This is a genomic window from Agromyces sp. NPDC055658 (assembly GCF_053618155.1).
Genome location: NZ_JBSHHD010000003.1, coordinates 1 through 22,636, shown reverse-complemented (window position 1 = coordinate 22,636; position 22,636 = coordinate 1). Strand labels below are relative to the sequence as shown.

Below are 22,636 nucleotides of genomic sequence, written 5' to 3'. Positions count from 1 at the left end.
CGTTCTGCCGGATGCTGATGAGCGCGCGGACGCAGCCGGCCGGCGCTCGATCGTGGGGTGGTACGGGTCCCGGGGTGCGGAGCGCAGCCACGCACCCCGGGGAGGGCGTCAGCCCTGCGAGATCAAGGTGTCGACTTCGTCGGCCGCGGTCTTGAAGGTCTCCTCGAGGTCGCCGTCGCCCGCCTGCACCGCCTGCCCCCAGGCGTCGCGGAAGGTCTGCCAGATCTCCGTGGCGTTCGCGATGTTCGGCACGTCGACCGTGAGCGGCACGGACTCTGCGAACGTCGAGAGCACCGGGCTCGTCGCAAGGAACTCGCCGGCGATCTCATCGACGTCGCCGCGGATCGGGAACTGCCCGGTGGTCTCGAGCAGTGCCAGGTCGTTGTCGGCATCCATCGAGAACTTCGCGAAGTCCCACGCGGTCTGCTTGTTCTCGCAGGAGGTGTACAGGCCGACGTTCTTCGAGTCGCCGAAGGTGTAGGTGTCGGCCGCCGGCGTGCCGTCGGCGGTCGGCAGCGGCACGATGCCGTAGTCCACCTTGCCGTCGAACGCTCCGGCACCCCACGGGCCGGCGATGCCGAGAGCTGCGACGCCGTCCGCGAACGGACCGGCCCACGCGTCCCCGCTGTACGGCTCCGCCGAGGAGTAGCCCTCGGCGTAGAGGGTCTTCCAGAACTCGAGCGTCTCGAGCCCCTCCTCGCTCGCGAACGATGCCTTGCCATCGGTGACCAGCTGGGTGCCGCCCGAGTTGGCGAGGAAGAACGGGTAGAAGTCGAACAGCGCGTTCGTGTAGTCGCTGGAGGCCGGCGGATACAGGACGAAGTCGGCCGCGCCGCTCTTCTTGATCGCCTCCGCGGCGGCCAGGACGTCGTCGTAGGTCGCGAGATCGGGGTTCTCGGGGTCGAGTCCGGCCGCCTCGAAGACGTCCTTGTTGTAGTAGAGCATGAACGGGTTCGCCTTCCACGGCACCTGGTAGAGGTCGCCGTCGGGAGAGCGGAATCCGTCGGCAGCCTCGCCCGACCGCTCGGTGATGAAGGACTCGCCGTCCTCGAACGTCTGAGAGATGTTCACCAGGCCGCCCTGCTTCTGGAAGGCGGGCACGGCGGCGGGCGCCGTGTTGTAGACCAGGCAGGGCGTGTTGCCGGCGGTGATCGCGGCTCCGATGGCGTCCTCCGAGGACTTGCCGGAGGGAATGGCCTCGGCCGTCACCTGCTCGTCGGGGTGATCGGCGTTCCATGCGTCGACCACCGCCTCCGCCCACGCGATCTCCTGTTCGTTCGTCGAGTACCAGATGCTGATCGGGCCGGATGTCAGTTCGGTGCTGTCGGGCGCGCCCGACGACGCGCATGCCGCGAGCGGCACGGCGAGGGCCGCCAGGGCAACGGTGGCTGCTAAACGCTTCATTGCGAGGAACTCCTTCGTCTGGAAGGCGCTCGCGCGCTCTTCCTGCTGTGCTGGGGCCCTTCCCCTGCCACTCGCCCACACGTGCGCGAGGTGCTCGCATCCTCCGGGTAAGGGATTGAACACGGATAGTAAACCGGTTTTGGTCGGCAAAGTCAACCGGTCTCATTTCCTGGATCATCTCGCCGCCAAGTTGCGCGAATTCATGGCGGATAGCGGTGACTTTGGGCGGTACCACTCCAGCTAAACTCACCTAAACTCTCGTTTTAAGGCCGAACGAGGCGCCTCGCTGCCGCCCATCGTCGAGGCATTCGACCGGTCACGGCCTCCACCGGAAGATCACAACTGGGTCACTTGTCCCACTCGGCTATTGACCCGCTCGTATCGAGCACCGAGGATGGCTGCACCCGAACCCACGACACGATGGAGTGCCATGCGCGCGTTGCGCCGTCCGATCGTCGCCGTCGCCGCGACATCCCTGCTGCTGGTCGTTCAGGCCGTGATCGACCCCACCGGCCTGCTCGCCCTCGTCGGCTGGCCCGGCGGCACGCCGCGGTTCGACCTGTGGTGGCCCGTCGCCCGCTACGTCGTGTTCGTGCCGGTCATGCTCGCCGTCGTCTGGTGGGCCGCGGTGCGCGCGGGCGACCGCTTCTGGACACTGACCGCGGGCGTCGTGCTCGCGGCACTGCTCGCGCAGTTCGCGGCGTGCCTGGCGATGACCGGGGATGTCGCGCTGTCGGCGTGGGCCGGCGGCTTCGTGACCGCGAAGGCGGTGCCCACGGCGCTGATCGTGGCGGGGGTCGTGCGCGTCGTCGAGCGGGTGGTGGCGCGGCGCCGTGGCCTCGATACGGCGCTTCGCGCCCCATCGGCCGACGCGTTGACGGTCTGGCCGGCGGCGATCGCGGCCGGCGCCGTGGCGCCGCTGCTCGCGGGCTCCTGGTGGACGGGAGCGACGTACGCGCCCGGCATCCCGACGCCGAGGCCCGACGACGGCCCGATCGCGATGGTCGTCGCCGTGCTGCTGCTCATCGGTGCGGCGTGGCTCGGCATCCGGTGGATGCGCCGACGCGTGCCCGGGTTCCTCGGCACCTGGCTCGGCGTGCTCGTCGCGGGCGGCGTCTTCGGCCTCGCGCAGTCGATCGTCGGCCTCGTCGTCGACGACGGGTTCCGCGGCGACCTCTGGCCGCTCATGGCGGCCTACATCCACGTCGCCGACGGGCTCGCCTTCGCCGCCTGCACCGGCTGGATCGCGGCCGTCGTCGCACTCGTCGCCGACCGCGTCATGGCGCGGCGAGCGGCACGCAGCGCGGCAGACCCGACGGCGGGCGAACTGAACGAGCGACGGGACGCCTCGCCGGCACGCATCGCCGCGGGCGTCGGCATCGGCGTGGCCGTCGTCGCCGTGACCGCGGTCACCGCCTCGCTGCTCGCCCCGGCGGCGCCCGCGGTCGCGACCGTCGCGAACGAGGCATCCGTGCCCGCCGGGTTCCTGCGCGTCGAAGACGGGCGCTTCACCGACGGCGAAGGCCACCAGGTGCTGCTGCGCGGCGTCAACGTCAACCAGCTCGTCGACTTCTACCAGGCGCGCCCCGAGGTGCCCGCGACCCGCGAGCTCACCGAGCAGGACTTCGCCGACATGGCGACGTACGGGTTCAACGTCGTGCGGCTCGGCCTCTCGTGGTCGGCACTCGAGCCGACGCGCGGCGAGCTCGACCCCGACTACCTCGCGACCGTGAAGCAGGCGGTCGCGTGGGGCGAGAAGTACGGCATCCGCACCGTGCTCGACATGCACCAGGACGGCTGGTCGAACCTGCCGACCGCCGAGGGCACCGTGTGCCGGCCCGGCACCGACCCGATGTGGGGCTACGACGGCGCACCCGAGTGGGCGACCCACTGGGACGGCGCCCCGCGCTGCTCGTTCACGGGCCGCGACATCTCGCCCGCGGGCGACCGGGCGTTCGAGCACTTCTGGTTCGACACCGACGGCATCCAGACGGCGCTCGCCCGCACGTGGGGCGAGCTCGCCGGCGAGTTCGCCGACGAGAAGGCCGTCGCGGGCTTCGACCTGCTCAACGAGCCCGGCTTCGGCGAGACCGCGCCCGTCACGACCTCGAAGAAGAACGGCGAATACTCGGCGAAGGCGATCGCGGCGATCCGGGAGGCGGGCGCGCCGCAGATCGTCTTCGTCGAGCCCAGCATCCTGTGGTCGGGGCTCGGCTTCGACTCGGGTCCCGCGCGCGGCTTCACCGACGACCTCAACGTCGCGTTCTCGCCGCACCTCTACGCCGAGTCGATCACCATGGATGCCTCGCTCGGACTCCCCACGATCGTCAGCACCGAGCGCCAGTTCGAGCTCGGCCAGCGCGTGGCCGACGAGCTCGGCATGCCGATGTGGTCGGGCGAGTACGGGTACTGGGGCGACGACGAGTCGACCGCGGCGCACCTCTCGCGATACGCCGCCGAAGAGGACGCGCGCATGCTCGGCAGCGCCTACTGGGTGTGGAAGCAGGCGTGCGGCGACCCCCAGAACGGCATCCAGGAGCTCGGCAACGGGCTGCTCTCCGAGGTCTGCGCGACGGGCGAGGAGGCGCCGCGCAAGGAGCACCTGCTGGGCATCCTGTCGCGCGCGTACCCGCAGCAAGCCCCTGGCGTGCTCACGAGCCTTCGCGCCGGAGTCACGGGCACGCCGGATGCCGCGGCGACGATGTCGCTCACCGGCGAGGCCCCCTCGGCGACGTGCGGGCTGCAGGTCTGGATCCCCGGGTCGGCTGAGCCGGCCGTCGAGTCGAGCGGCCTCGGCGACGTCGCCGTCGACGAGGTGCCCGGCGGCTGGCTGCTCACCGGTTGCGCCGAGGGCGCGTACGCGCTCGACGTGAAGCCGGCCGAGTAGCGACGTAGGGTGGTGCGGTGCCCGAGATCGCCCACGTCGACCCGCTGAGCCCCGCGGCCGTCGCGATCCTGCGCCGCTACTACGACGACATCATCACGCGCTATTACGGCCGGGCCGCGACCGCCGCCGAGATCGACGAGCAGCTCGCCGGCGATCCCGACGACGACCTGCGCGGCGACCTCGGTGCGTTCTTCATCGCAACGGGCGACGAGGGATGCCTCGGCTGCGCCGGTGTGCGCTGGGTCGACGCCGACACGGCCGAACTGACCCGGGTGTTCGTCGCCCCCGCGGCGCGCGGCCTGGGGCTGGCCGCGACGCTCGTCGGCGCTGTCGAGACCGAGGCCCGTCGCACCGGGCGGCGCACCGTGCGGCTCGACACGCGTTCCGACCTCGTCGAAGCCCGTGCCCTCTACGCGAAGCTCGGCTACGCCGAGGTCGAGCCCTTCAACGACAGCCCGTACGCCGACCACTGGTTCGCGAAGGACCTCCGGGTCGCGCGATGACTCCGTCGAGCTGACGCCTGTAGCCACCGTCCGCATTCGTCAGAGACATCCGCTGCCGAAGGGTTCTACGCCCCGAGCATCTCCCGCGCGTGGCGGTACTTCTCGGCGAGGCGCTGCTGCGTCTCGAAGTCGAGCTTGCGCACTCGCCAGGCGGCCGAGTTGTCGTCGACGTCGGCGATCTTCACGCTGCGTGCGATCGCGTGACGGCGGATGCGCCCGTAGTACTCGGCCTCGGGCACCTCGGGGGTGCGGGTCAGCAGCACGACGACCTCGACGACCTCGGGCAGCACGCCCGCCTCGAGCAGCTCACGCGCCGTCAGGCCGGTGTCTTCGAGCACGTCGTGCAGCCAGGCGGCCGAGGTCGCGACGGGCTCGGCGATCGGATCGAAACGCTCGGCGACCCGACCGGGGTGGTCGATGTACGCCGCCCCGACCTTGTCGGTCTGACCTCGGTGCGCCACGAACGCGATGCCCTTCGCGAGCGCCACCTGCGCAGCCGCGGCGACGACCGCGTCGGCGTCGGGCAGCGGCTCCACGGCCCAGATGGGCGTCACGGGTGCTCCGGCGCCGGCCGGCTCGAAAGCGTTCGTCGTTCCCGTCACCATTCGGTCGGTCTCCTCGTTCACATCGGTTCGTTCGGTCTGGTCGGTCTGAGCGGGCCACGCGCCGGCAGGCTGCAGCATCGGGTCGGCGATCGGCGGCGCGACGTCGGCAGGCTGCGGCATCGGGTCGGCGATCGGCGGCGCGACGTCGGCGGGCTGCTCGATGGGCGCGGCCGCCGCGGGCGCCGGTGCGAGCCACCAGGGCGTGCCGGCGACCGGAGCCGCGGCGGGCTCCGGGTCGGGTTCGGCGTCGAACGGCCACTCGACCTCGGGCGCGACGCGCAGCGGTTCGGGCTCTGCCGGGGCGGATGCCTCGCGCATCTCATGGTCGTCGAGCTCCGCGTCGACCGGAGCGACGGGCAGGAGGCTCGCGAGCAGCGGCTCGGGTTCGAGGAGCGGTTCAGGGGCAGGTTCGGCGACCGGTTCCTCGATCGTCGGAGCCGGTCGGGCCTCGACCGCCGGCGCGGGATCGAACAGGGAGTCGAAGCCGAACTCGAACTCGGGCTCGAGCTCGAGCTCGGGCACCGCGGGCGCCGGTGCAGCGGATGCCGGTGCAGCGGGCGCCGGCGCAGCGGGCTCCGGTTGCGGCGCGAGCTCCACCTGCGACTCGGAGGCCGCGGGCTGGATCTCCTCGATCACGGCGACCGGCTCGGGGCCGGCGATCGGCGCCGCGCCCGAGGCATCCGGCTCTGCGTTCTCGACGGCGGGCGCCTCGAGCTCGACCTCGGCGAGCGGGTCGCGGCCGCGCACGGTGCGCACGAAGCCGAGTTCGGCCTCGAGCTCGGCCATCTCGCGGGCGTCGAGCTCGAGCAGCGAACGAGCGTCACCGAGGCTGCGATGCACGAAGTAGTCCTCGTCGACCTCCACGAGCCGGGCGCCGTCGCTCGTCGTGAAGTAGCGCCGCCGGGCGCCGTCGGTCACCGCGACGATCACCTCGACGAAATCGCCGCTCGGCACCTCGCAGCAGAGGTAGTAGCGCTGCTGCTCGGGTGAGGCGGCGGTGGCCGCACCCGTCGTGACGATCGGCACGGCGCGCGCCGAGGAGGGGAAGGCCGGCGCCGGGGCAGCCGCGGGCGAGGTCGGCGCCGTCGGGGTCGACTCGGCAGGCTGCGGCGTCGGCGGCGTCTGGCGGGGTTGCGCCGGCGCGGGCGGAGCCCATCCGCTCGCCGCGGGCGTCGGCAGGCGACGGGGGCGCAGCGTTCCACCGAGCTCGGCACTGCGGCGTGCCGCGCGCGAGGTGAGATCGTTCGCCGACGCACCGTCGCCCGGTGCAGACGGCTCGTCGGCGTGGATCGTCATCGTGGCTCCTGGGGGTGGGCGCCGGGGCGGTGGGGCTGCGGCCGTGGGGAGCGGCACGCCTCTCCGATGGTAGGCGCTTCCCGCCCCGGATTCGAGAAACTTCGCGAGCGGGTCGGTTCTTCGTCGCGCTCGATCGCCTCGAGTTCGGGATATGCCGGTTACGCGTCAGTCCTCCGGCTCCTGGAAGATCGTCACCTGCAGGCCCGCGGGCGCGTCGAGCCTCGAGTTGATCGAGCGCCAGGGAGTCTCGCGCGGGGTCGCGAGCAGGCCGGCGCCAGCGTCGACGAGCTCGTCGGTCACGGCGGCCGTGTCGGCGACCTCGAATGCGACCCGCAGGTGCGGACTGCGCACCCCGTCGGTCTCGACCCTGTCGATGTACTCGACCTGCGCGGGATTCGAGAGCTCGAGCGTCGCGCGGCCGGCGTCGAGTATCATCACGCGGGCCCCGCCCTCGGCCTCGTACGCCTCCTCCTCGGGCAGTCCGAGCACGTCGCGGTAGAACGCGACGGCGGCCTCCCAGTCGTCGGCCTCGACCACGAGGCGCAACTGGCGCACACGGCGCGGGGTCTCTTCAGCATCGGTCATGCGGGCAGCCTACGGCGGGGTTCACTGGTCGACGACCACACACGGGGCGGCCGCACGACCACACCGCCGTGCGGAGCATCGCGCGGCGAACGGTCTTCAGCTCCGAACGATCGTCGAACGAGTCGTGTCGACGGTCGCTCCAGCGGCCGCCGACGCTCGACTGACGTTCCCGGGGCCAGGGTCCCCGGAGACCGAGTCCACGAGTCCACAAATCCACACGAAACCAGGCCACAGATCCACAAATCCACACCAACCCAGGCCACAAGTCCACAAATCCACAGGCGTCCGGAATGGACTCAGCTCAGCAGCCCGCCCCACGACGCCGACGTGCAGTCCGCTGGCGTTCGCTCAGCCGCGGCACGAGTGCGACACGTCCGCGAACGATGCGCGATCATCGGGGCGGTGGAGGTCGGGTGGCGCGCGTCCGCGGCGTCGCTATTCGACCCGGGCCGGCTGAGCCGGCGGCGCGACCGACGCCCGTGCGATGTATCGGGTCTCGAGCGTGTGCAGCTCGGTGCGCTCGCGCTCACCGTCGATCGTCGCGAAGAGCAGCTCGGCGGCACGCGTGCCGAGCGCCAGCATCGGCTGCTCGATCATGGTCAGCGGCGGCTCGATCACGGCCGCCCACGAACTGTCGTCGAAGCCGATCAGCGACACGTCGCGGGCCACGCGCAGTCCTGCTGTGCGCAGCGCGCGCAGCGACCCGGTCATCGCGTCGGTCTCGGTGCAGAACAGGGCGGTCGGCGGCTCGGGCAGCGCGAGCATGCGCCCGACCTCGAGCTCGGCGCGCTGCTCGGTCTTCGGCCCGACCATCACGAGCTCGGCGTCGAACGCCAGGCCCTCGTCGTCGAGCGCGTCGAGGTACCCCTGCAGGCGCTCGCCGTCGGTCCAGAGATCGCGTGCGGCGGCGTCGACGAGGTCGCGCCGCCGACGCGGTCGTTCGTCGACGGGCGGGCCCCAGACGAACCCGATGCGACGGTGCCCCTCGCCGATGAGGCGGGCGACGGCCTCGCGCGTCGCCTCGCGGTTGTCGATGACCACGGCGTCGAGGTCGAGCCCCGGCACAGCGCGGTCGACGAGCACGACGGGGATGCCGTGGCCACGCGCCCGCTCGAGGTGCGCCGCCGACGCCGCATCGAGCGCCGCCGAGGCGACCACGAGACCGTCGACGCGCTTGTCGATCAGCAGGTCGGTCGCGGCGACCTCTTCGTCGAGGGCTTCGTGCGTGCTCACGACGAGGGTGTCGAACCCGCGGGCCCGCGCGGCGTCGGAGATGCCGCGGACGACCCCGCCGAAGAACGGGTTGGCGATGTCGGCAACGATCACGCCGATCGTGTGGCTCACGCCCGTCGACATGCTGCGGGCGAGCGCGTTGGCGCGGTAGCCGATGCGCTCGGCCGCGGCGAGCACGCGCTCGCGCAGCTCGGGGCTCACGTAGCCGTAGCCGCCGAGGGTGCGTGCCGCGGTCGACCTGCCGACACCGGCCTCCGCGGCGACCTCGGAGATCGTCGGCGGCGCGGCGCGCTCTGAAGTCATCGCCCTCGCCCCTCTCCGCGTCACCGGTTCACCACATGCTAGCGGCGGCGCTCGTCGGCCGGCTGCGCCCGAAGGCGCCCTCGACGAAGCATTGGTCGTGGGCCGCGTCGGCGCCCGCCTCCAGTGCCGGCTGCAGGGCGGATGCCTCGAGCTCGCGCCCGCGCCGCCAGCCCGAGCCGTGCAGGGCGACCAGGAAACCGGCGACGAAGGCGTCGCCGCATCCCATCGTGTCGATCATGCGGGCGTCACCGGCGATCGACCGTGCCGGAGCGGTGCACCACGCGCGGCCGTCGGTCGCGATCGCGCCCTCGGTGCCGCGCGTGCCGAGCGCGATGCCGGCGCCGCGGCGCACCGCGTCGTCGAGCAGCGCGAGCGACGACGCGTCGTCGAGCTCGGAGCACGACAGCAGCACGAGGTCGGCGAACGGCGCGACCCGGTCGAGGTACGCGGGCGTTCGGAACTCGGGCTCGCTCGACAGGTCGAAGCTCACGAGCACGTCGTGCCCGCGCAACCGCGGCAGCTGCGACTCGGTGCCCGAGTACACGCTCGAGTGCACCACGTCGAAGCTCGCGGCGTAGGCCTCGCGGCCGCCGTCGAGGTCGATCGGCTCGCGCACCGTCACCCCGCCGCCGTTCCAGCCGAGGAACACGCGGTCGCCGTCGACGACCCGCAGGGAGGAGACCCCCGACTCCCCCCTGCGGACGACGCTGCGTGCGGTGCCGACCCCCGCGTCCTCGATCGATGCGCGCAGGAACCCGCCCAGCTCATCGTCGCCGAACACGCCGAGGTACTCGGCGTGCGCGCCGAGGCGCTCCGCGTAGACGGCCACGTTGACGGCATTGCCGCCGGGGTAGTCGAGCCCGCGGTCGAGGAAGCGGTCGACGATGTTGTCGCCGAAGCCGAGCACACGCATCAGTTCGTCACCTGCGATCGATCAGGGGGAGCATGGGTCTACCGCCCCGGATCAGTAGTCCATGACCCGGTAGTAGCGGCGCAGGTCGAGCGAGTGCTCACGCACCCGCTCGAGGTGCTTCGACACCCGGCCCATGACGGTGTCGAGCACGATCGGCGCGATGAGCGCACGGTTCTCGGGACTGAAGCCCTCGAGCGCGTAGTCGCGCGTGTCGAACACGGTGACATCGTTCGTGATGCGCTTGGTGAACGCCTCGGCACGGTCGGTGAGCGGGCGCGTCGCGTCCTCCCCCTGGAACAGGATGACCGCCGTGTCCTCCTCGAGCAGCTCGAGCGAGCCGTGGAAGAACTCGGCGCTGTGCACGCGGGTGGTGCGCAGCCACTGCATCTCCTCGAGGATGCACATCGAGTACAGGTAGGTGAACGCCCAGATCGGGCCGCCGCCGATGAGGAAGTAGTAGTCGGTGTCGCGATGCGCCTCGGCGAACGCCGACGCGACCGGCTCGGCCTGCTCGGCGACCGCGACGAGGGCGTCGGGCAGGTTCACGAGCTCGTCGGCGAGCGAGGCGTAGCCGTCGAACTCGCCGCGGCGATCGAGCAGCCGGCCCACGAAGAGCAGCAGCTGCATGTCGAAGGGCCAGGTCTTCGGCTCGCTGATGAGGGCGTGGTCGACTCCCTGCGCGATCGGCGAGTCGGCGTAGCCGGTGAACGCGATCGTCGTCGCCCCGGTGGCGCGCACGACATCGATCGCCGCGACGACGTCTTCCGTGGTGCCCGAGACCGAGGTGAAGACGACGGCCGACGTCTCGCCGAGCAGCGCGTCGCCGGTGAGCACGAGCTCGGCGGCGATCGCGGCGCGCACCGACAGGGTCGAACGCTCACGGGCGAGCAGCTCGTACGGCCACATCTGGGCGTACGTGCCACCCGAGCCGACGAGCAGCACGTTGTCGACGCCCTTCGCGAGGAGCTCGTCGACGAGCGCCTCGATACGCGGGCGGAGGGCGACGGCGCTGGCCGTCTGGCTGCGGAATGCGGATTCGTCGAAGCCGAGCATGTGGGTGGGTCCTTTCGCACGGATCCCGAGGCGGCTGCGCTCGCCTCGAGGCTGGTTGTGGTACCGGTGTCAGATCGCCATCATGCTGACACAGGTCAGCCCATCCGTCAAACATCCGCATGAACTCGGCCATCTCGACAAATTCGAGAAATTCTTGTGCTCAGAACTGGTACCGGTATCAGATTCTCGCTACACTCGCCAGCCAAGGCATTCACCGAAGATCCAACGGCGGATCGGTGGCCGCGATCCCAGCGGCAGTCGCTCCGTCGCCCCGAGAGAGGCAGACCATGCGCAGGACACGCACCCTCACGCTCGCCGCGGCAGCGGCCGGCGCCCTCGTACTCTCCGGCTGCGCCGGCGGCGCCCCCGCCGGGCCGGCGGCCGACGTCACGGCCGAGCCGGCCTATGAGGGCACGCTCAGCATCCTGACGAAGTTCGCGGGCGAACCGCTCGAGCCGTACTTCGAGGACCTCGCCGCCGCGTACGAGGCCGAGCACCCCGACGTCGACGTCGAGCTCATCCAGGAGACCGACCAATCGATCAAGGACAAGACCAAGACGCTCACCGCGTCGCAGGCGCTGCCCGACATCTACTTCACCTGGACCGGCGACTGGGCCGAGAACTTCGTCACGGGCGGCCTCGCCGCCGACCTCAGCGAGGTCATCGCGCCCGGCACCGAGTGGGGCGACACGTTCGGCGAGGCATCCCTCTCGGCCTTCCAGTACGACGGCAAGTACTACGGCATCCCGCTCTACAACAACGGCAAGTTCATGGGCTACAACACCCAGGCGTTCGCCGAGGCCGGCGTCGACGTTCCGCAGACCTTCGAAGAACTCGTCGACGCGTGCGGCCCGCTGCGCGACGCCGGCTACGAGCCCATCGCGTTCGGCAACAAGGACGGTTGGCCCGCATTGCACTACCTGCAGCAGCTCTTCGCCTACAACGTGCCGAGCGACGTGCTGCACGCCGACTTCGACCCCGAGACGGCGAAATGGGACGACCCCGGCTACGTGAACTCGCTCGAGCAGTTCAAGACCCTCGTCGACGAGTGCACCGACACGGGCAGCGGCACCAACGGCGTGCTCTACACGACCGCGCAGGAGGCGCTCGCGGGCGGCAAGGCCGCCATGTACTACCAGGAGGTCCTCGAGTTCGACTCGATCACCGCCGAGGGCTCGTCGCTGTCGCCCGACGACTTCGGCATCTTCCAACTGCCGGCGCCCGACGGGGCCGCCGGCGACCCGGCGGCCATCGAGGGCGCCCCCGAGGGGTACCTCATCAACGCCAAGTCGGCGCAGGCGCCACTCGCCGTCGATTTCATGAAGTTCGTCACCGAGCTCGAGAACGCGAAGACCCTTTCGGCCCCGCCGTACGGCCAGCCGAGCGCGGTCGTCGGCGCCGTGACCGAGGAGACCTCGAGCCGCGCGGTCTACGAGGGCATCACGAAGGTCAACGAGGCCTCGCAGCTCGTCGGCTGGCTCGACACGGTGACCGTCCCCGAAGTGGCCGATGCGTGGCTCGCCGGCGGCGAGGCGATCATCAGCGGCAGCGCGACTCCCGAAGAGGTGCTCGAGAGTGTCCAGGCAGCAAACGCCGACGCGCAGTGATGCGCGGTCGGGGGCCGGTTTCGACCGGCCCCCGACCCTCACGAAGGCGATGTCGAACGCGCCCGGCGGGCCGGTCGACCGCAACGCGCGCGGCTGGTACCCGAAGGTCGCCGGGCTCGTCTGGGTGCTGCCCGCCCTCGTCGTGCTCGCCGTCTTCGTCTACCTGCCGCTCGTGCAGAACCTCGGCTTCTCGACCCAGGAGTGGGACATCTACTCGGGTGCGACCGAGTTCGTCGGCCTCGAGAACTACGAGAAGCTCGTCGGCGACCCCGTCTTCTGGACGGCGCTCGGCAACAACGTGCTCTACGCGGTGCTCTCGATCGTGTTCCAGGTCTTCGCGGCGCTCGTGCTCGCCGCGCTCATCGAGAGCCTCCGCAGCCTGCGCTGGCGCAAGGCGCTGCGCGCGATCTACTTCGTGCCCGCTGCGATCTCGCTGACGGTCGCGGGCCTCCTCTTCTACTTCATCTACGAGCCGAACCTCGGCCTGCTCAACCATCTGCTCGAGGCGATCGGCCTCGGCCAGCTCGCCCAGCCGTGGCTCGGGCAGGAGTCGACCGCCATGCTCGCGATCATCGCGATGAGCCAGTGGCAGGGTTTCGGCTACTCGACACTGCTGTTCGCGGTCGCGATCCAGCGCATCCCGTCGGAGCTGTACGAGGCGGCCGCGCTCGACGGCATCGGCCACGTGCGCCGCTTCTTCCACATCACGCTGCCGCTCGTGCGCGAGATGACGGGCCTGATGATCATCGTCACGATCTCGGGCGCCTTCCAGGTGTTCAACGAGGTCATGGTCATGACGAGCGGCGGCCCGAACAATTCGACCCAGGTGCTCGCCACCTGGCTGTACCGCAGCGGATTCGTCCGCAACGACTTCGGCTATGCGGCGGCGATCGCGACGGTCATCTTCGTGGTGACGCTGCTGATCGCGCTCGCGCAGCTCTGGTACACGCGACGCCGAAGGGTGGAGTTCTGATGAGTCGTCTCGGTTTCCTGGGGGCGATCGGCCGGGTCTTCGTCTGGTCGTTCCTGCTCGCGCTCGTCGTGGTGGTCGTCTACCCGCTGCTGTGGATGGTCATGAACGGCTTCAAGACGAACGCCGAGCTCTTCGGCGACCCGTTCGCCCTGCCGCTGCAGCTCGACTGGGAGAACTACGTCGACGCCTGGAATCGCGGCGTCAGCGACTACCTCACGGCGAGCGTGCTCGTGACCGTCACCTCGACGATCACGACGGTGCTGATCAGCGCATGGGCGGCGTACGGCCTCACCCGGGTGCGCATGCCGTTCGGCAAGGTCGTCTCGGGCGTCATCCTGGGCGGGCTCATGCTCGCGCCGGCGGTCGCACTGGTGCCGCTCGTGCGCATGTTCCAGGCGATGGGGCTGTACAACACGTTCTGGGCCCTGCTCATCCTCTACACGGCCTTCCGCATCCCGTTCACGACATTCCTCATCAGGGCGTACATGATCGACCTGCCGCGCGAGGTCGACGAGGCGGCCGAGGTCGACGGTGCCAGCCGCTGGACGACGTTCTGGCGCATCACCCTGCCGATGTGCAAGCCGATCCTCATCTCGACGGTGCTGCTGCACATCCTGTTCGCGTGGAACGAATACCTCTTCGCCATGGTGTTCACGAGCGGCACGTCGATCCAGACGCTCCCGGTCGGCCTCACGAGCCTCATGAGCAAGCACGGCACCGACTATCCCGTCGTCTTCGCGGGCATGGTGATCGCCGCGCTGCCGGTGATCGTGCTGTTCTTCGCGACCCAGCGGTACTTCATCAAGGGCCTCTCGGAAGGCATCGGCAAGTGACGGGGGCGGATGCCTCGGGCACGGCGTTGCTCGACCGGGTCACGGGGTCGAACTTCGCCTACCAGCACCTGCCGCTCGCCCGCTGCCTCGACGACCTCGCCGAGCTCGGACGCACCCGGATGGAGCTCTGGGGCATCGCACCGCACGCGCACGCGCCGTGGTTGACCGATGCCGAGGCCCGGGGCATCCGCGATGCCGCCGCCGCTCGCGGCCTCGAGATCGTGTGCTTCACTCCAGAGCAGGTGATGTACCCGGTGAACGTCGCGTCGCCCGACGCCCGCCTGCGTGCGGAGAGCGTCAGGATGTTCCGGCGCGCGGCCGAGCTCGCCGTCGAGTTCGGGGCGGGGTTGCTGTTCCTCACCGCGGGTCGTGGGGGCGAGGACGAGCCGCGGTCGGCCGGCTGGGCGCGCTCGGTGGACGCGCTCGGCGAGATCGCCGACTACGCCCGTTCGCTCGGGCTCGACTGCGTGCTCGAGCCGCTGCAGCGCGTGGAGTCGAATCTCGTGAACTCCGCCGCCGACGCCGCACGCATGCTCGACGACATCGCGGCGCCGAACCTCGGCGTGGCCCTCGACACCGTCGCCGCCGTCGTCGCGGGAGACTCGGTCGACGACTACTTCGCCGTGCTCGGAGATCGGGTGCAGCACGTGCACCTCATCGACGGCACGCCTGCGGGGCATCTCGCCTGGGGCGACGGACGGCTGCCGCTGCGCGAGATCGTCGCCGCGCTCGATCGCAACGGCTACGCCGGCCTCGCCACCGTCGAGCTCTTCGGCGACGGCACCTACGCCCTCGACCCGAAGCCGGCCCTCGCCCGCTCGCTCGCCGCGATCGCCGCGGCAGGCGCACCCCCGCGGCCGGCCCCACCCCGGCGGTCGACGGTGCTTCCGCAGCCGGCGCCTACCCGGCAGCCGGTACCAACCCCGCAGCCCGAGGTCGACCGGGGGAAGGCGACCCCACGACCACTTGACCACACCCCGGGCCACCGCACGACCACATGAGGGTCGCCCGCGCAATGGTCTCAGCTCCGAGGCGAATGGTCCCTGCTCCGAAACGTCGTCGATACAGACGTGGCGAGACCCGCTCCAGGGCCGCCGACCGTCCGGGGATCGGTGTCCGCGCGGGGACCCAGGCCACAAATCCACAAATCCACACGAGTTCAGAATGGACTCCGCTCCGCGGCGCCACCACGCCCGGCTGCTCTTGCGGAGCTGCTGTACGAGTACCGGCTGCAGTGCGCCGCGACACGTCCGCGAACGAAGCGCGACCGCCGCGGTGGTCGTCGAGTAGCGAGCGGTGGTCGAGTCGGAGAAGCGAGCGTCCGGTGGGGCGAGGAGCGAAGCGTTTCGAGACCCACTCGAGGTCTCGATACGTTCCTTCATCGCTACTCGTCCAGCGGCCGTCGTGCTCGTCCACCGGGGCCGTCGCGCTCGACCACCGGAATGACGCTCAGCGCTGCGGCACGGGAGCCCAGGCGCCGATGCCCACCTCGCCGAGGTCGGCCCCGTCGGTGAAGCGGTCGAGGCCGAACGCTCGCAGAACGGGCGACGGCGCACCGGTGAGCACCTCCTCGGCGACGAGCTCGCCGAGGATGAGGCCGAGCGTCGCGCCGGAGTGCGTGAACACGACGTGCAGGCGGTCGATGGTCGGCACGGCGCCGACGACCGGGTCGCCGTCGCCGGGAATCGGCTTGAGGCCCGCGCCGACGCGGTGCGCGGTCAGCTTCGGGTTGCCGGCGAGCACCTTCGAGGCCTCGTCGAGGAGTCCCTGCACCGACTCCTCGGGCACGGTGATCGCGCCGTCGTCACCGACGACGACCGACTTCTCGGCCCAGTCGGCATCGAGCACGAGGCGCCCGTCGGGCGTCGGGCGGATCGCGACGCGCGGAGTGTTGAGCACCGTCTTCACCTCGACGTCGACCGGGTCGGTGAAGAGCACGAAGGCCGACGGCGTGGCATCCGGTACCGAGACGCCGAGCGCCCCGAGCTGGGCCGGGACGTCACCGCCCGTCGCGAGCACGACGTGGTCGGCTGGTAGGACGGTTCCGTCGCCGAGCACCACGCCCGTCGCGACGCCGTCGGTCACGTCGACCCGCGCGTGCCCGGCCTGCTCCACGATGCGGGCTCCCGCGGCCACCGCCTCGGCGGCGAGCGCCGCGATGAGGTCGGGCAGGTTCACCCAGCCCTCACCCGGGTTGAAGATCGCCCCCTCGGCGGCGACGGCGTCGGCGTTCACGTCGGGCGCGAGCTCGGCGACCCCCGCCCGGTCGAGCCAGATCGCGTCGTACCCACCCGCGCGCTCGTAATCGAAGGTCTGGCGGAGGCTCTCGTCGGGCGCCGCCCACTTCAGGGCGCCGTCGAACCGCAGGTAGTGGCGGCTCTCGGGGTGGCGCGCGAGCCGGGTGCGGTAGCGGTCGAGGCCGAGCAGGCGCAGGTAGTGGTACGGGGCCGAACGGTCGCCCGACGAGTTCAGCCACGCGATCGAGCGACCGGAGGCGCCGTCGGCGAGCGCGCCGGCGGTGACGAGGGTCACCTGTGCGCCGCCGCGCGCGAGGTGGGCGGCGGTCGACACTCCGAGGATGCCTCCGCCGATGACGGCGACGTGGGTGGCCTGCTGGTTGGTCATGGGATGTTCCTTCGTGTTGCGTCGTTCAGGGAAGTCGGTCGCGCTCGACGGGCTCGGCGAGCGGGAGCCCGGTGCCGCGAGCGCTCAGGCAAGCGGCGTCTCGGCATGGATGCGCTCGATCAGGTCGAGCACGCCGACCGCGTCGACCGGGTCGACGGGCACCGGCCCGCCGGAGCTGATCGCGACGGCGAGGTCGCGGTAGAACGCGCCGTAGTCGCCACGTTCGGTCGGCAGCGGCTCGAGCCCGCCTTCGATGCCGAAGGCGCCCCAGCGATCGGGCGGCGTCGCGCCGAACCCGGGGTCGGCGGGCGACACGCCTGCGGCGAGCGCCGCCTCCTGACCGTCGAGCCCGTGGGTCGTGTAGCCCGCCCGCGAACCGAGCACATGGAACCGCGGCCCGAACTGTGGAGCCATCGAGTTCATCCAGAGATGCGAGATCGTGCCCGACTCGTGCCGCAGCGCGACGAACGCGTCGTCGTCGGCGAGGCCGCCGTGCCTCCGCACTGCGAGCTCGGCGCGCACGTCGTCGACCGGTCCGAACAGGGTGATCGCCTGGTCGATGAGGTGGGTGCCGAGGTCGTAGAGGATGCCGCCGCCGTCGGCGACGGTCGCCTCCGTCTTCCACGACGCGCGGGGCTCCGGCTTCCACCACTCGAAGCGCGACTCGAATCGTCGCACCTCCCCCAGCGCGGCTTGCGCGACGAGGCGCCGCACGGTGAGGAAGTCGCCGTCCCAGCGCCGGTTCTGGAACACGGTCAACCGGCGGCCGAGGCGGGCCGCCTGCGCGATCAGCTCGCGACCCTCGGCCGCCGTCACCGTGAACGGCTTGTCGACCACGACATCGAGTCCCGCGTCGAACGCTCGCGTGGCGAGCGCCGCATGCGTACCGGGCGGCGATCCGAGCACGACGAGGTCGAGTTCGCCCGCGCGCGCGAACAGCTCGTCGACGCTGGCGAGCACGGATGCCCCGGGGTGCAACGCAGCCGCCTCGGCGGTCCGAGCTGGGTCGCCCGTGACGATCGCGTCGAGCGAGTATGCGGGGTCGGCGGCGAGGAACGGCGCGTGGAACACGCGGCCCGATACCCCGAAGCCGACGACGGCGGCGCGGATCGGCGCGGACGCCGAGGCATCCCCCTCGACGCGCTCGGGGACCGATGCCATCACAGCACCTCCGAGAGGAAGCGCTGGAGCCGGGCACTCTGCGGGCGGTCGAAGAGGTCGGCGGGCTTTCCCGACTCGACGACGCGGCCCTCGTCCATGAACACGACCTGGTCGGCGACCTTGCGGGCGAAGCCCATCTCGTGGGTTACGACGAGCATCGTCATGCCGCGCTGCGCGAGGCTCGCCATCAGGTTCAGCACGCCCTTCACAAGCTCGGGATCGAGCGCGCTCGTCGCCTCGTCGAAGAGCATGACCTCGGGTTCCATCGCGAGCGCGCGGGCGATCGCGACGCGCTGCTGCTGTCCGCCCGAGAGGTCGCGCGGACGGTGGTCGGCACGCTCGGCGAGCCCGACCTCGGTGAGGCGCTCGCGGGCGACGCGTCGCGACTCGGCCTTCGAGAAGCCCTTCACGTTGCGCAATGCGAGTGCGACGTTCTCGAGCGCGGTGTGGTCGGGGAAGAGGTTGAAGTGCTGGAACACGAGCCCGATGCGCCGGCGCACCGAGTCGGGCTTCTGGGTGAGCACGCTCTCGCCGGCGAGCAGCACCTCGCCCGACTTCGGCTCGTGCAACCGGTTCACCCCGCGCAGCAGGGTCGACTTGCCCGAACCCGAGGGGCCGATGATGCAAGTCGTGGTGCCGGGCGGCACGCTGATCGAGACGTCCTTGAGCACCTCGATGTCGCCGTAGGCCATGCTGAGGCCCTGAAGCTCGAGACTCGAGCCTTCGTAGAAGTGGCCGTCGGCGACGGGCACGGGTGACGTGTAGGTCATGAGTTCTCCCCGTAGGTGAGGGTCGGCGTGGGGTTCTGCTCCTCGACCTCGTCGAGGCCCGACTTCGGCGGCGCCGCCTTGCGGCGACCCGTGCGGAACCGGTTGTCGAAATAGTTCACGAGGTGCGTCAGCGGCACGGTGATGATGAGGTAGAACAACCCCGCCATGACGAGCGGCGAGAGATTGCCGGTGAGCACCGCGGCGTCCTGCCCGACGCGGAACAGCTCGCGCTCGGAGACGAGGAGGCCGAGGAAGTACACGAGGCTCGAGTCCTTCACGATCGCGATGAACTGGTTGACGAGCGCGGGCAGCACCCGTCGCACGCCCTGCGGCACGACCACGAGGCGCATCGCCTTGCCGTAGCTCATGCCGAGCGCGCGGCACGCCTCGAGCTGGCCGCGGTCGACCGATTGGATGCCGGCGCGGAAGATCTCGCCGATGTACGCCGACGCGATGAGGCTCAGCGCGAGGATGCCGAGCGGGTACGGCGAGGGGCCGAAGACCTGCTGGCTGAAGCGGGCGAAGCCCTGGCCGATCAGGAGGATGGTGAGGATCGCGGGAAGGCCGCGGAAGATGTCGGTGTAGATGCGCGCCGGCACTCGCAGCCAGCGCGACGGCGAGATGCCCATGATCGCGATGACCATGCCGAGCACGACGCCGATGACGGTCGCCCAGATCGAGATCACGAGGGTGTTCACGAGGCCGATGCCCAGCAACTGTGGCATGACCTGCCACATTGCATCGAAGTCGAGGAAGGTCTTGATGAGGTTGTCGAGCCAGTCCATGAGGTGCTCTCTCTGTCGAAGGGGCGTACGGGTCGGATGCCGCGGGGTCGATGCCGACGCGACATCCGACCCGCACGCTGCGGCCTACTCGGCCGGTGCCTCGGTCTGCTCGGCCGACGGCAGGTACTGGTCGGGCATCGGCGAGCCCGGGAACCACTTCTCGTAGAGCTCCTTCCAGGTGCCGTCCTCCATCGCGGCGTGCAGGGCCTCGTTGAGCGCGGCCTGGAACTCGGGCTTGCCCTTCGCGATGGCGAAGCCGGCCGGTGCGTCGAACGACGGGATGTCGATCGCGTTCACGAGGCCGTACTGCTCGGCGTACTCCTTGGCCGCCTCGTAGTCGAGGAAGTGGGCGTCGATCGAGCCGCTGTTCACGGCCGAGATCGCCGCGTTGTTGTCGGGGAAGCGCACGAGCTCGGTGTCGGTGAAGTGCTTCACGGCGTACGCCTCCTGCAGGGTGCCCTGCACGACGCCGAGTCGCTTGCCGGCGAGGCTGTCTTCATCGGTGATGCCCGAATCGGGCGAAGCCATCACGGTCAGGTACCCGGCGAGGTACCCGTCGGAGAAGTCGACGGTCTCCTTGCGCTCGTCGGTGATGCCGATCGCGGCGACGCCGACGTCGAACTGGCCGTTCGCGACGGCGGCGAGCAGGCCCGAGAAATCCTGGCCGGTGAACACGACGTCGTCGATGCCGATGCGGTCCGCGACGTCCGTGAAGAGCTCGACGTCGAAGCCGGTGAACTCGCCCGACTCGTCGGTGAAGGTGTACGGCTTCGCGTCGCCGAGGCTCGCGACGCGGATCTGGCCCGGGGTGATGAGGCCGTAGGGGTTGTCGTCGGCGTCTTCGGTCGACGTGCTGCCGCCGCCGGAGGAGCAGGCGGCGAGGGCGACGGCCGCGGTGAGGGCCGCGGCGGTGAGCGCTGCGCGACGGATGGTGGAGCGGATGCTCATGGGGGTGGTTCCTCTCTGAACTGCGGTGGTGCGTGGGGTGATGGGTGCGTGGGATTCGTATGGTGCGTGTGGGCGTCTCACGGGCCGAGGTGTCGGCCGGAACTTGTTGAGACCGGTCTCAGTCTCGTAGAGTGAGACCGGTCTCAATTCGTTTCCTCGGAGAGTACCCGCGCATCTGCCGCACGTCAACCAGTAGTTTCAGGAGACGCCCATTCCAACGGAGGTGACATGAGCGAGCCGGGCAACGGTCGCCGCGAGGTGACGGTCAGCGACGTGGCCGCCGCCGCGAAGGTCTCGAAGGCGACCGCCGCGCGCGCGCTCGGCGACTACGGGGCCGTGAGCGACGCGGTCCGCGATCGCGTGCAACGCGCCGCCGAAGAGCTCGGCTACCGGCCGAACGCCCTCGCCCGCACCATGAGCACGGGTCGGTCGCACACGCTCGGCATCGTCGTCGGCGACATCGAGAACCCGTTCTTCGCGCAGGCCACCCGCGGCGCCGCCGACGTCGCCGTCGCGGCCGGGTTCGACCTCATCCTCTCGAACTCCGACGAGGAGGCCGCCGCCGAGGCGAAGGCCATCGGCGTGCAGCTGGCAAAGCGCGTCGACGGCCTGCTCGTCGCACCGGCATCGTCGATCGATCCGACCAACCTCCGCCCCGTCGTTGAGTCGGGCCGGCCGCTCGTGCTCTTCGACCGCGCCGTGCCGGAACTCGAGGTCGACACGGTGATCGCCGCCAACCGCACCGGCGCCCGCCGGCTGACGCGCCTGCTGCTCGACGCGGGACACCGCCGCATCGCGTTCATCTCCACGATCGCGCACGACGGCGACTATCGGCTGGGCGACACCCTCGCGTCGACCTCGGTCGCCGAACGCGTCGACGGTTTCACGGCGACGCTCGCCGAGGCGGGCGTACCGAACGCCGATCAGTACGTGCACCTCAACGCCCGCCGCGACGGCGTCGAGGTGCTCGTGCAGCGCATCCTCGGCTCGGCAGAACCCGCGACCGCGATCATCGCCTCCGACAGCCTCGTCGCGCTCGCGGCGTTCCGGGCCGCACGACGCCTCGGCGTGTCGATCCCCGACGAGCTCTCGCTCGTGGCGTTCGATGATGCCGACTGGACCGAGCTCACGACCCCGGGCGTGACGGTCATGGCGCAGCCCATCCACGAGATCGGCGCGGAGGCCGCGCGGCTGCTCATCCGCCGCATCGGCGGCGACGGCGCGCCGCCCGTGACGAAGGTGCTCGACCAGCACCTCGTCGAACGCGGCTCGATCGCACCTCCCGGCCGGCCGTAGGCGCACGGAGCGCTTCGCCCGCGTGCCCGCCACCCGCATCGACCGCTCGGTTCCCGCGTCGACACGACTCGGGGTTAGATGGAGACATCGTGCGCACTGCCGCGGGACGATCCTGCGAGTGCACTGCCCATCGACGAAGACGAGGTATGCGGATGACGACACGGCGCCCCTACAGCGCACGCACAGCCCTCCTGGCGGCCTCGCCGCTCCTGCTCGCGGTCGCGCTCACCGCCTGCACGCCGACCGGGCCCGACTCCCCCGAGCCGACCAGCCCGGTCGTGCAGCTCGGTGCGCCCGGCGAATCGAACCGCACGCTCTCCCCCGACGAGGCGGCGAACCTCGGGTCGCCCGAGTTCTCCGAGGTCGACTCGGCGTTCATGCTCGCGATGATCCGCCACCACCAGCAGGCGATCGAGATGACCGATCTCGTCGACGATCGCACCGACGACCGCGACATCCGCCTGCTCGCCGAACGCATGTCGGTGAGTCAGCAGGACGAGAAGACCCAGATCACGACGTGGCTGCAGGAGCGATCGGTGCCCGTCAACGGCGACGGCAGCGGCCACGAGGCGCACGACGCCGAGTCGATGCCCGGCATGCTGAGCGACGACCAGTTCGCCGAGCTCGAGGCGGCGACGGGCGAGGAGTTCGACCTGCTGTTCCTCGAGTACATGATCCAGCACCACGAGGGCGCAGTGCAGATGGTCGACGACCTCTACGCCGACGGCGGCGGCCAGGAGTCGGCGACCGACCAGTTCGCCCGTCACGTCGAATCGGACCAGGGCATCGAGATCGCCCGCATGCAGCAGATGCTCGCCGAGCGCACCGGCTGAGGCACGGGCGGCACCGACGAGAC

General features: G+C 70.7%; 19 protein-coding genes. 8 read left to right on the top strand and 11 right to left on the bottom strand.

Annotation, left to right across the window (positions count from 1 at the left end):
- Positions 1 to 108: 108 nt before the first annotated feature.
- A complete protein-coding gene (locus ACWGPE_RS02290; protein WP_231429876.1) occupies positions 109 to 1,404 on the bottom strand; it encodes an ABC transporter substrate-binding protein in 1,296 nt (431 codons plus the stop codon).
- Positions 1,405 to 1,834: 430 nt separating this feature from the next.
- On the opposite strand from ACWGPE_RS02290, the gene ACWGPE_RS02285 reads away from it, so the two are divergent.
- The gene (locus ACWGPE_RS02285; protein WP_452048024.1) at positions 1,835 to 4,291 is read left to right on the top strand and encodes a glycoside hydrolase family 5 protein; all 2,457 of its coding nucleotides are present in this window, start codon (positions 1,835 to 1,837) and stop codon (positions 4,289 to 4,291) included.
- 17 nt (positions 4,292 to 4,308) lie between these two features.
- Positions 4,309 to 4,794, top strand: coding sequence for a GNAT family N-acetyltransferase (locus ACWGPE_RS02280; RefSeq protein ID WP_231429874.1), 486 nt, complete (start codon positions 4,309 to 4,311; stop codon positions 4,792 to 4,794).
- 65 nt (positions 4,795 to 4,859) lie between these two features.
- Here ACWGPE_RS02280 and ACWGPE_RS02275 read toward each other — a convergent pair whose 3' ends face one another.
- The 5 genes from ACWGPE_RS02275 to ACWGPE_RS02255 form a co-directional block, all read right to left on the bottom strand.
- Positions 4,860 to 6,695, bottom strand: coding sequence for a hypothetical protein (locus ACWGPE_RS02275; RefSeq protein ID WP_452048023.1), 1,836 nt, complete (start codon positions 6,693 to 6,695; stop codon positions 4,860 to 4,862).
- A gap of 165 nt (positions 6,696 to 6,860) precedes the next feature.
- Entirely contained in the window at positions 6,861 to 7,280 is a 420-nt protein-coding gene (locus ACWGPE_RS02270) for a VOC family protein (RefSeq protein WP_231429872.1), read from the bottom strand.
- Between the two features lie 435 nt (positions 7,281 to 7,715).
- Entirely contained in the window at positions 7,716 to 8,816 is a 1,101-nt protein-coding gene (locus ACWGPE_RS02265) for a LacI family DNA-binding transcriptional regulator (protein WP_231429871.1), read from the bottom strand.
- A gap of 28 nt (positions 8,817 to 8,844) precedes the next feature.
- A complete protein-coding gene (locus ACWGPE_RS02260; RefSeq protein ID WP_231429870.1) occupies positions 8,845 to 9,729 on the bottom strand; it encodes a PfkB family carbohydrate kinase in 885 nt (294 codons plus the stop codon).
- A gap of 51 nt (positions 9,730 to 9,780) precedes the next feature.
- Positions 9,781 to 10,782, bottom strand: a complete 1,002-nt coding sequence (locus ACWGPE_RS02255) for an SIS domain-containing protein (protein ID WP_231429869.1) — start codon at positions 10,780 to 10,782, stop codon at positions 9,781 to 9,783.
- 287 nt (positions 10,783 to 11,069) lie between these two features.
- On the opposite strand from ACWGPE_RS02255, the gene ACWGPE_RS02250 reads away from it, so the two are divergent.
- From ACWGPE_RS02250 to ACWGPE_RS02235, 4 genes are read left to right on the top strand one after another with little or no spacing between them, the layout of a single operon-like run.
- The gene (locus ACWGPE_RS02250) at positions 11,070 to 12,389 is read left to right on the top strand and encodes an ABC transporter substrate-binding protein (RefSeq protein WP_452048022.1); all 1,320 of its coding nucleotides are present in this window, start codon (positions 11,070 to 11,072) and stop codon (positions 12,387 to 12,389) included.
- Between the two features lie 49 nt (positions 12,390 to 12,438).
- Positions 12,439 to 13,362: a carbohydrate ABC transporter permease gene (locus ACWGPE_RS02245; protein ID WP_255679847.1), complete on the top strand. Its 924-nt coding sequence runs from the start codon at positions 12,439 to 12,441 to the stop codon at positions 13,360 to 13,362.
- Positions 13,362 to 14,195 (top strand): carbohydrate ABC transporter permease, encoded by an 834-nt coding sequence (locus ACWGPE_RS02240; protein ID WP_231429866.1) that lies wholly within the window; start codon positions 13,362 to 13,364, stop codon positions 14,193 to 14,195. The genes ACWGPE_RS02245 and ACWGPE_RS02240 overlap by 1 nt, the downstream gene beginning before the upstream one ends.
- Positions 14,192 to 15,196: a TIM barrel protein gene (locus ACWGPE_RS02235; RefSeq protein WP_452048021.1), complete on the top strand. Its 1,005-nt coding sequence runs from the start codon at positions 14,192 to 14,194 to the stop codon at positions 15,194 to 15,196. Before ACWGPE_RS02240 ends, ACWGPE_RS02235 begins: the two co-directional genes overlap by 4 nt.
- Positions 15,197 to 15,644: 448 nt before the next feature.
- Here the strand turns inward: ACWGPE_RS02235 and ACWGPE_RS02230 are convergent, their stop codons facing one another.
- The 5 genes from ACWGPE_RS02230 to ACWGPE_RS02210 all read right to left on the bottom strand — a co-directional run bounded on the left by ACWGPE_RS02230 (position 15,645) and on the right by ACWGPE_RS02210 (position 20,484).
- The gene (locus tag ACWGPE_RS02230; protein ID WP_452048020.1) at positions 15,645 to 16,820 is read right to left on the bottom strand and encodes an NAD(P)/FAD-dependent oxidoreductase; all 1,176 of its coding nucleotides are present in this window, start codon (positions 16,818 to 16,820) and stop codon (positions 15,645 to 15,647) included.
- A gap of 84 nt (positions 16,821 to 16,904) precedes the next feature.
- Positions 16,905 to 17,981: a Gfo/Idh/MocA family protein gene (locus ACWGPE_RS02225; protein ID WP_231429863.1), complete on the bottom strand. Its 1,077-nt coding sequence runs from the start codon at positions 17,979 to 17,981 to the stop codon at positions 16,905 to 16,907.
- A complete protein-coding gene (locus tag ACWGPE_RS02220; RefSeq protein ID WP_231429862.1) occupies positions 17,981 to 18,751 on the bottom strand; it encodes an amino acid ABC transporter ATP-binding protein in 771 nt (256 codons plus the stop codon). The genes ACWGPE_RS02225 and ACWGPE_RS02220 overlap by 1 nt, the downstream gene beginning before the upstream one ends.
- Positions 18,748 to 19,536, bottom strand: coding sequence for an amino acid ABC transporter permease (locus tag ACWGPE_RS02215; protein WP_231429861.1), 789 nt, complete (start codon positions 19,534 to 19,536; stop codon positions 18,748 to 18,750). The genes ACWGPE_RS02220 and ACWGPE_RS02215 overlap by 4 nt, the downstream gene beginning before the upstream one ends.
- 84 nt (positions 19,537 to 19,620) lie before the next feature.
- The gene (locus tag ACWGPE_RS02210; RefSeq protein WP_452048019.1) at positions 19,621 to 20,484 is read right to left on the bottom strand and encodes an ABC transporter substrate-binding protein; all 864 of its coding nucleotides are present in this window, start codon (positions 20,482 to 20,484) and stop codon (positions 19,621 to 19,623) included.
- A 228-nt stretch (positions 20,485 to 20,712) separates the two neighbouring features.
- On the opposite strand from ACWGPE_RS02210, the gene ACWGPE_RS02205 reads away from it, so the two are divergent.
- Both ACWGPE_RS02205 and ACWGPE_RS02200 read left to right on the top strand, forming a co-directional pair.
- A complete protein-coding gene (locus ACWGPE_RS02205) occupies positions 20,713 to 21,780 on the top strand; it encodes a LacI family DNA-binding transcriptional regulator (protein WP_452048018.1) in 1,068 nt (355 codons plus the stop codon).
- A gap of 152 nt (positions 21,781 to 21,932) precedes the next feature.
- Complete coding sequence (locus ACWGPE_RS02200) at positions 21,933 to 22,613, top strand: DUF305 domain-containing protein (protein ID WP_231429859.1); 681 nt, start codon at positions 21,933 to 21,935, stop codon at positions 22,611 to 22,613.
- The last annotated feature ends 23 nt before the right edge of the window (positions 22,614 to 22,636 follow it).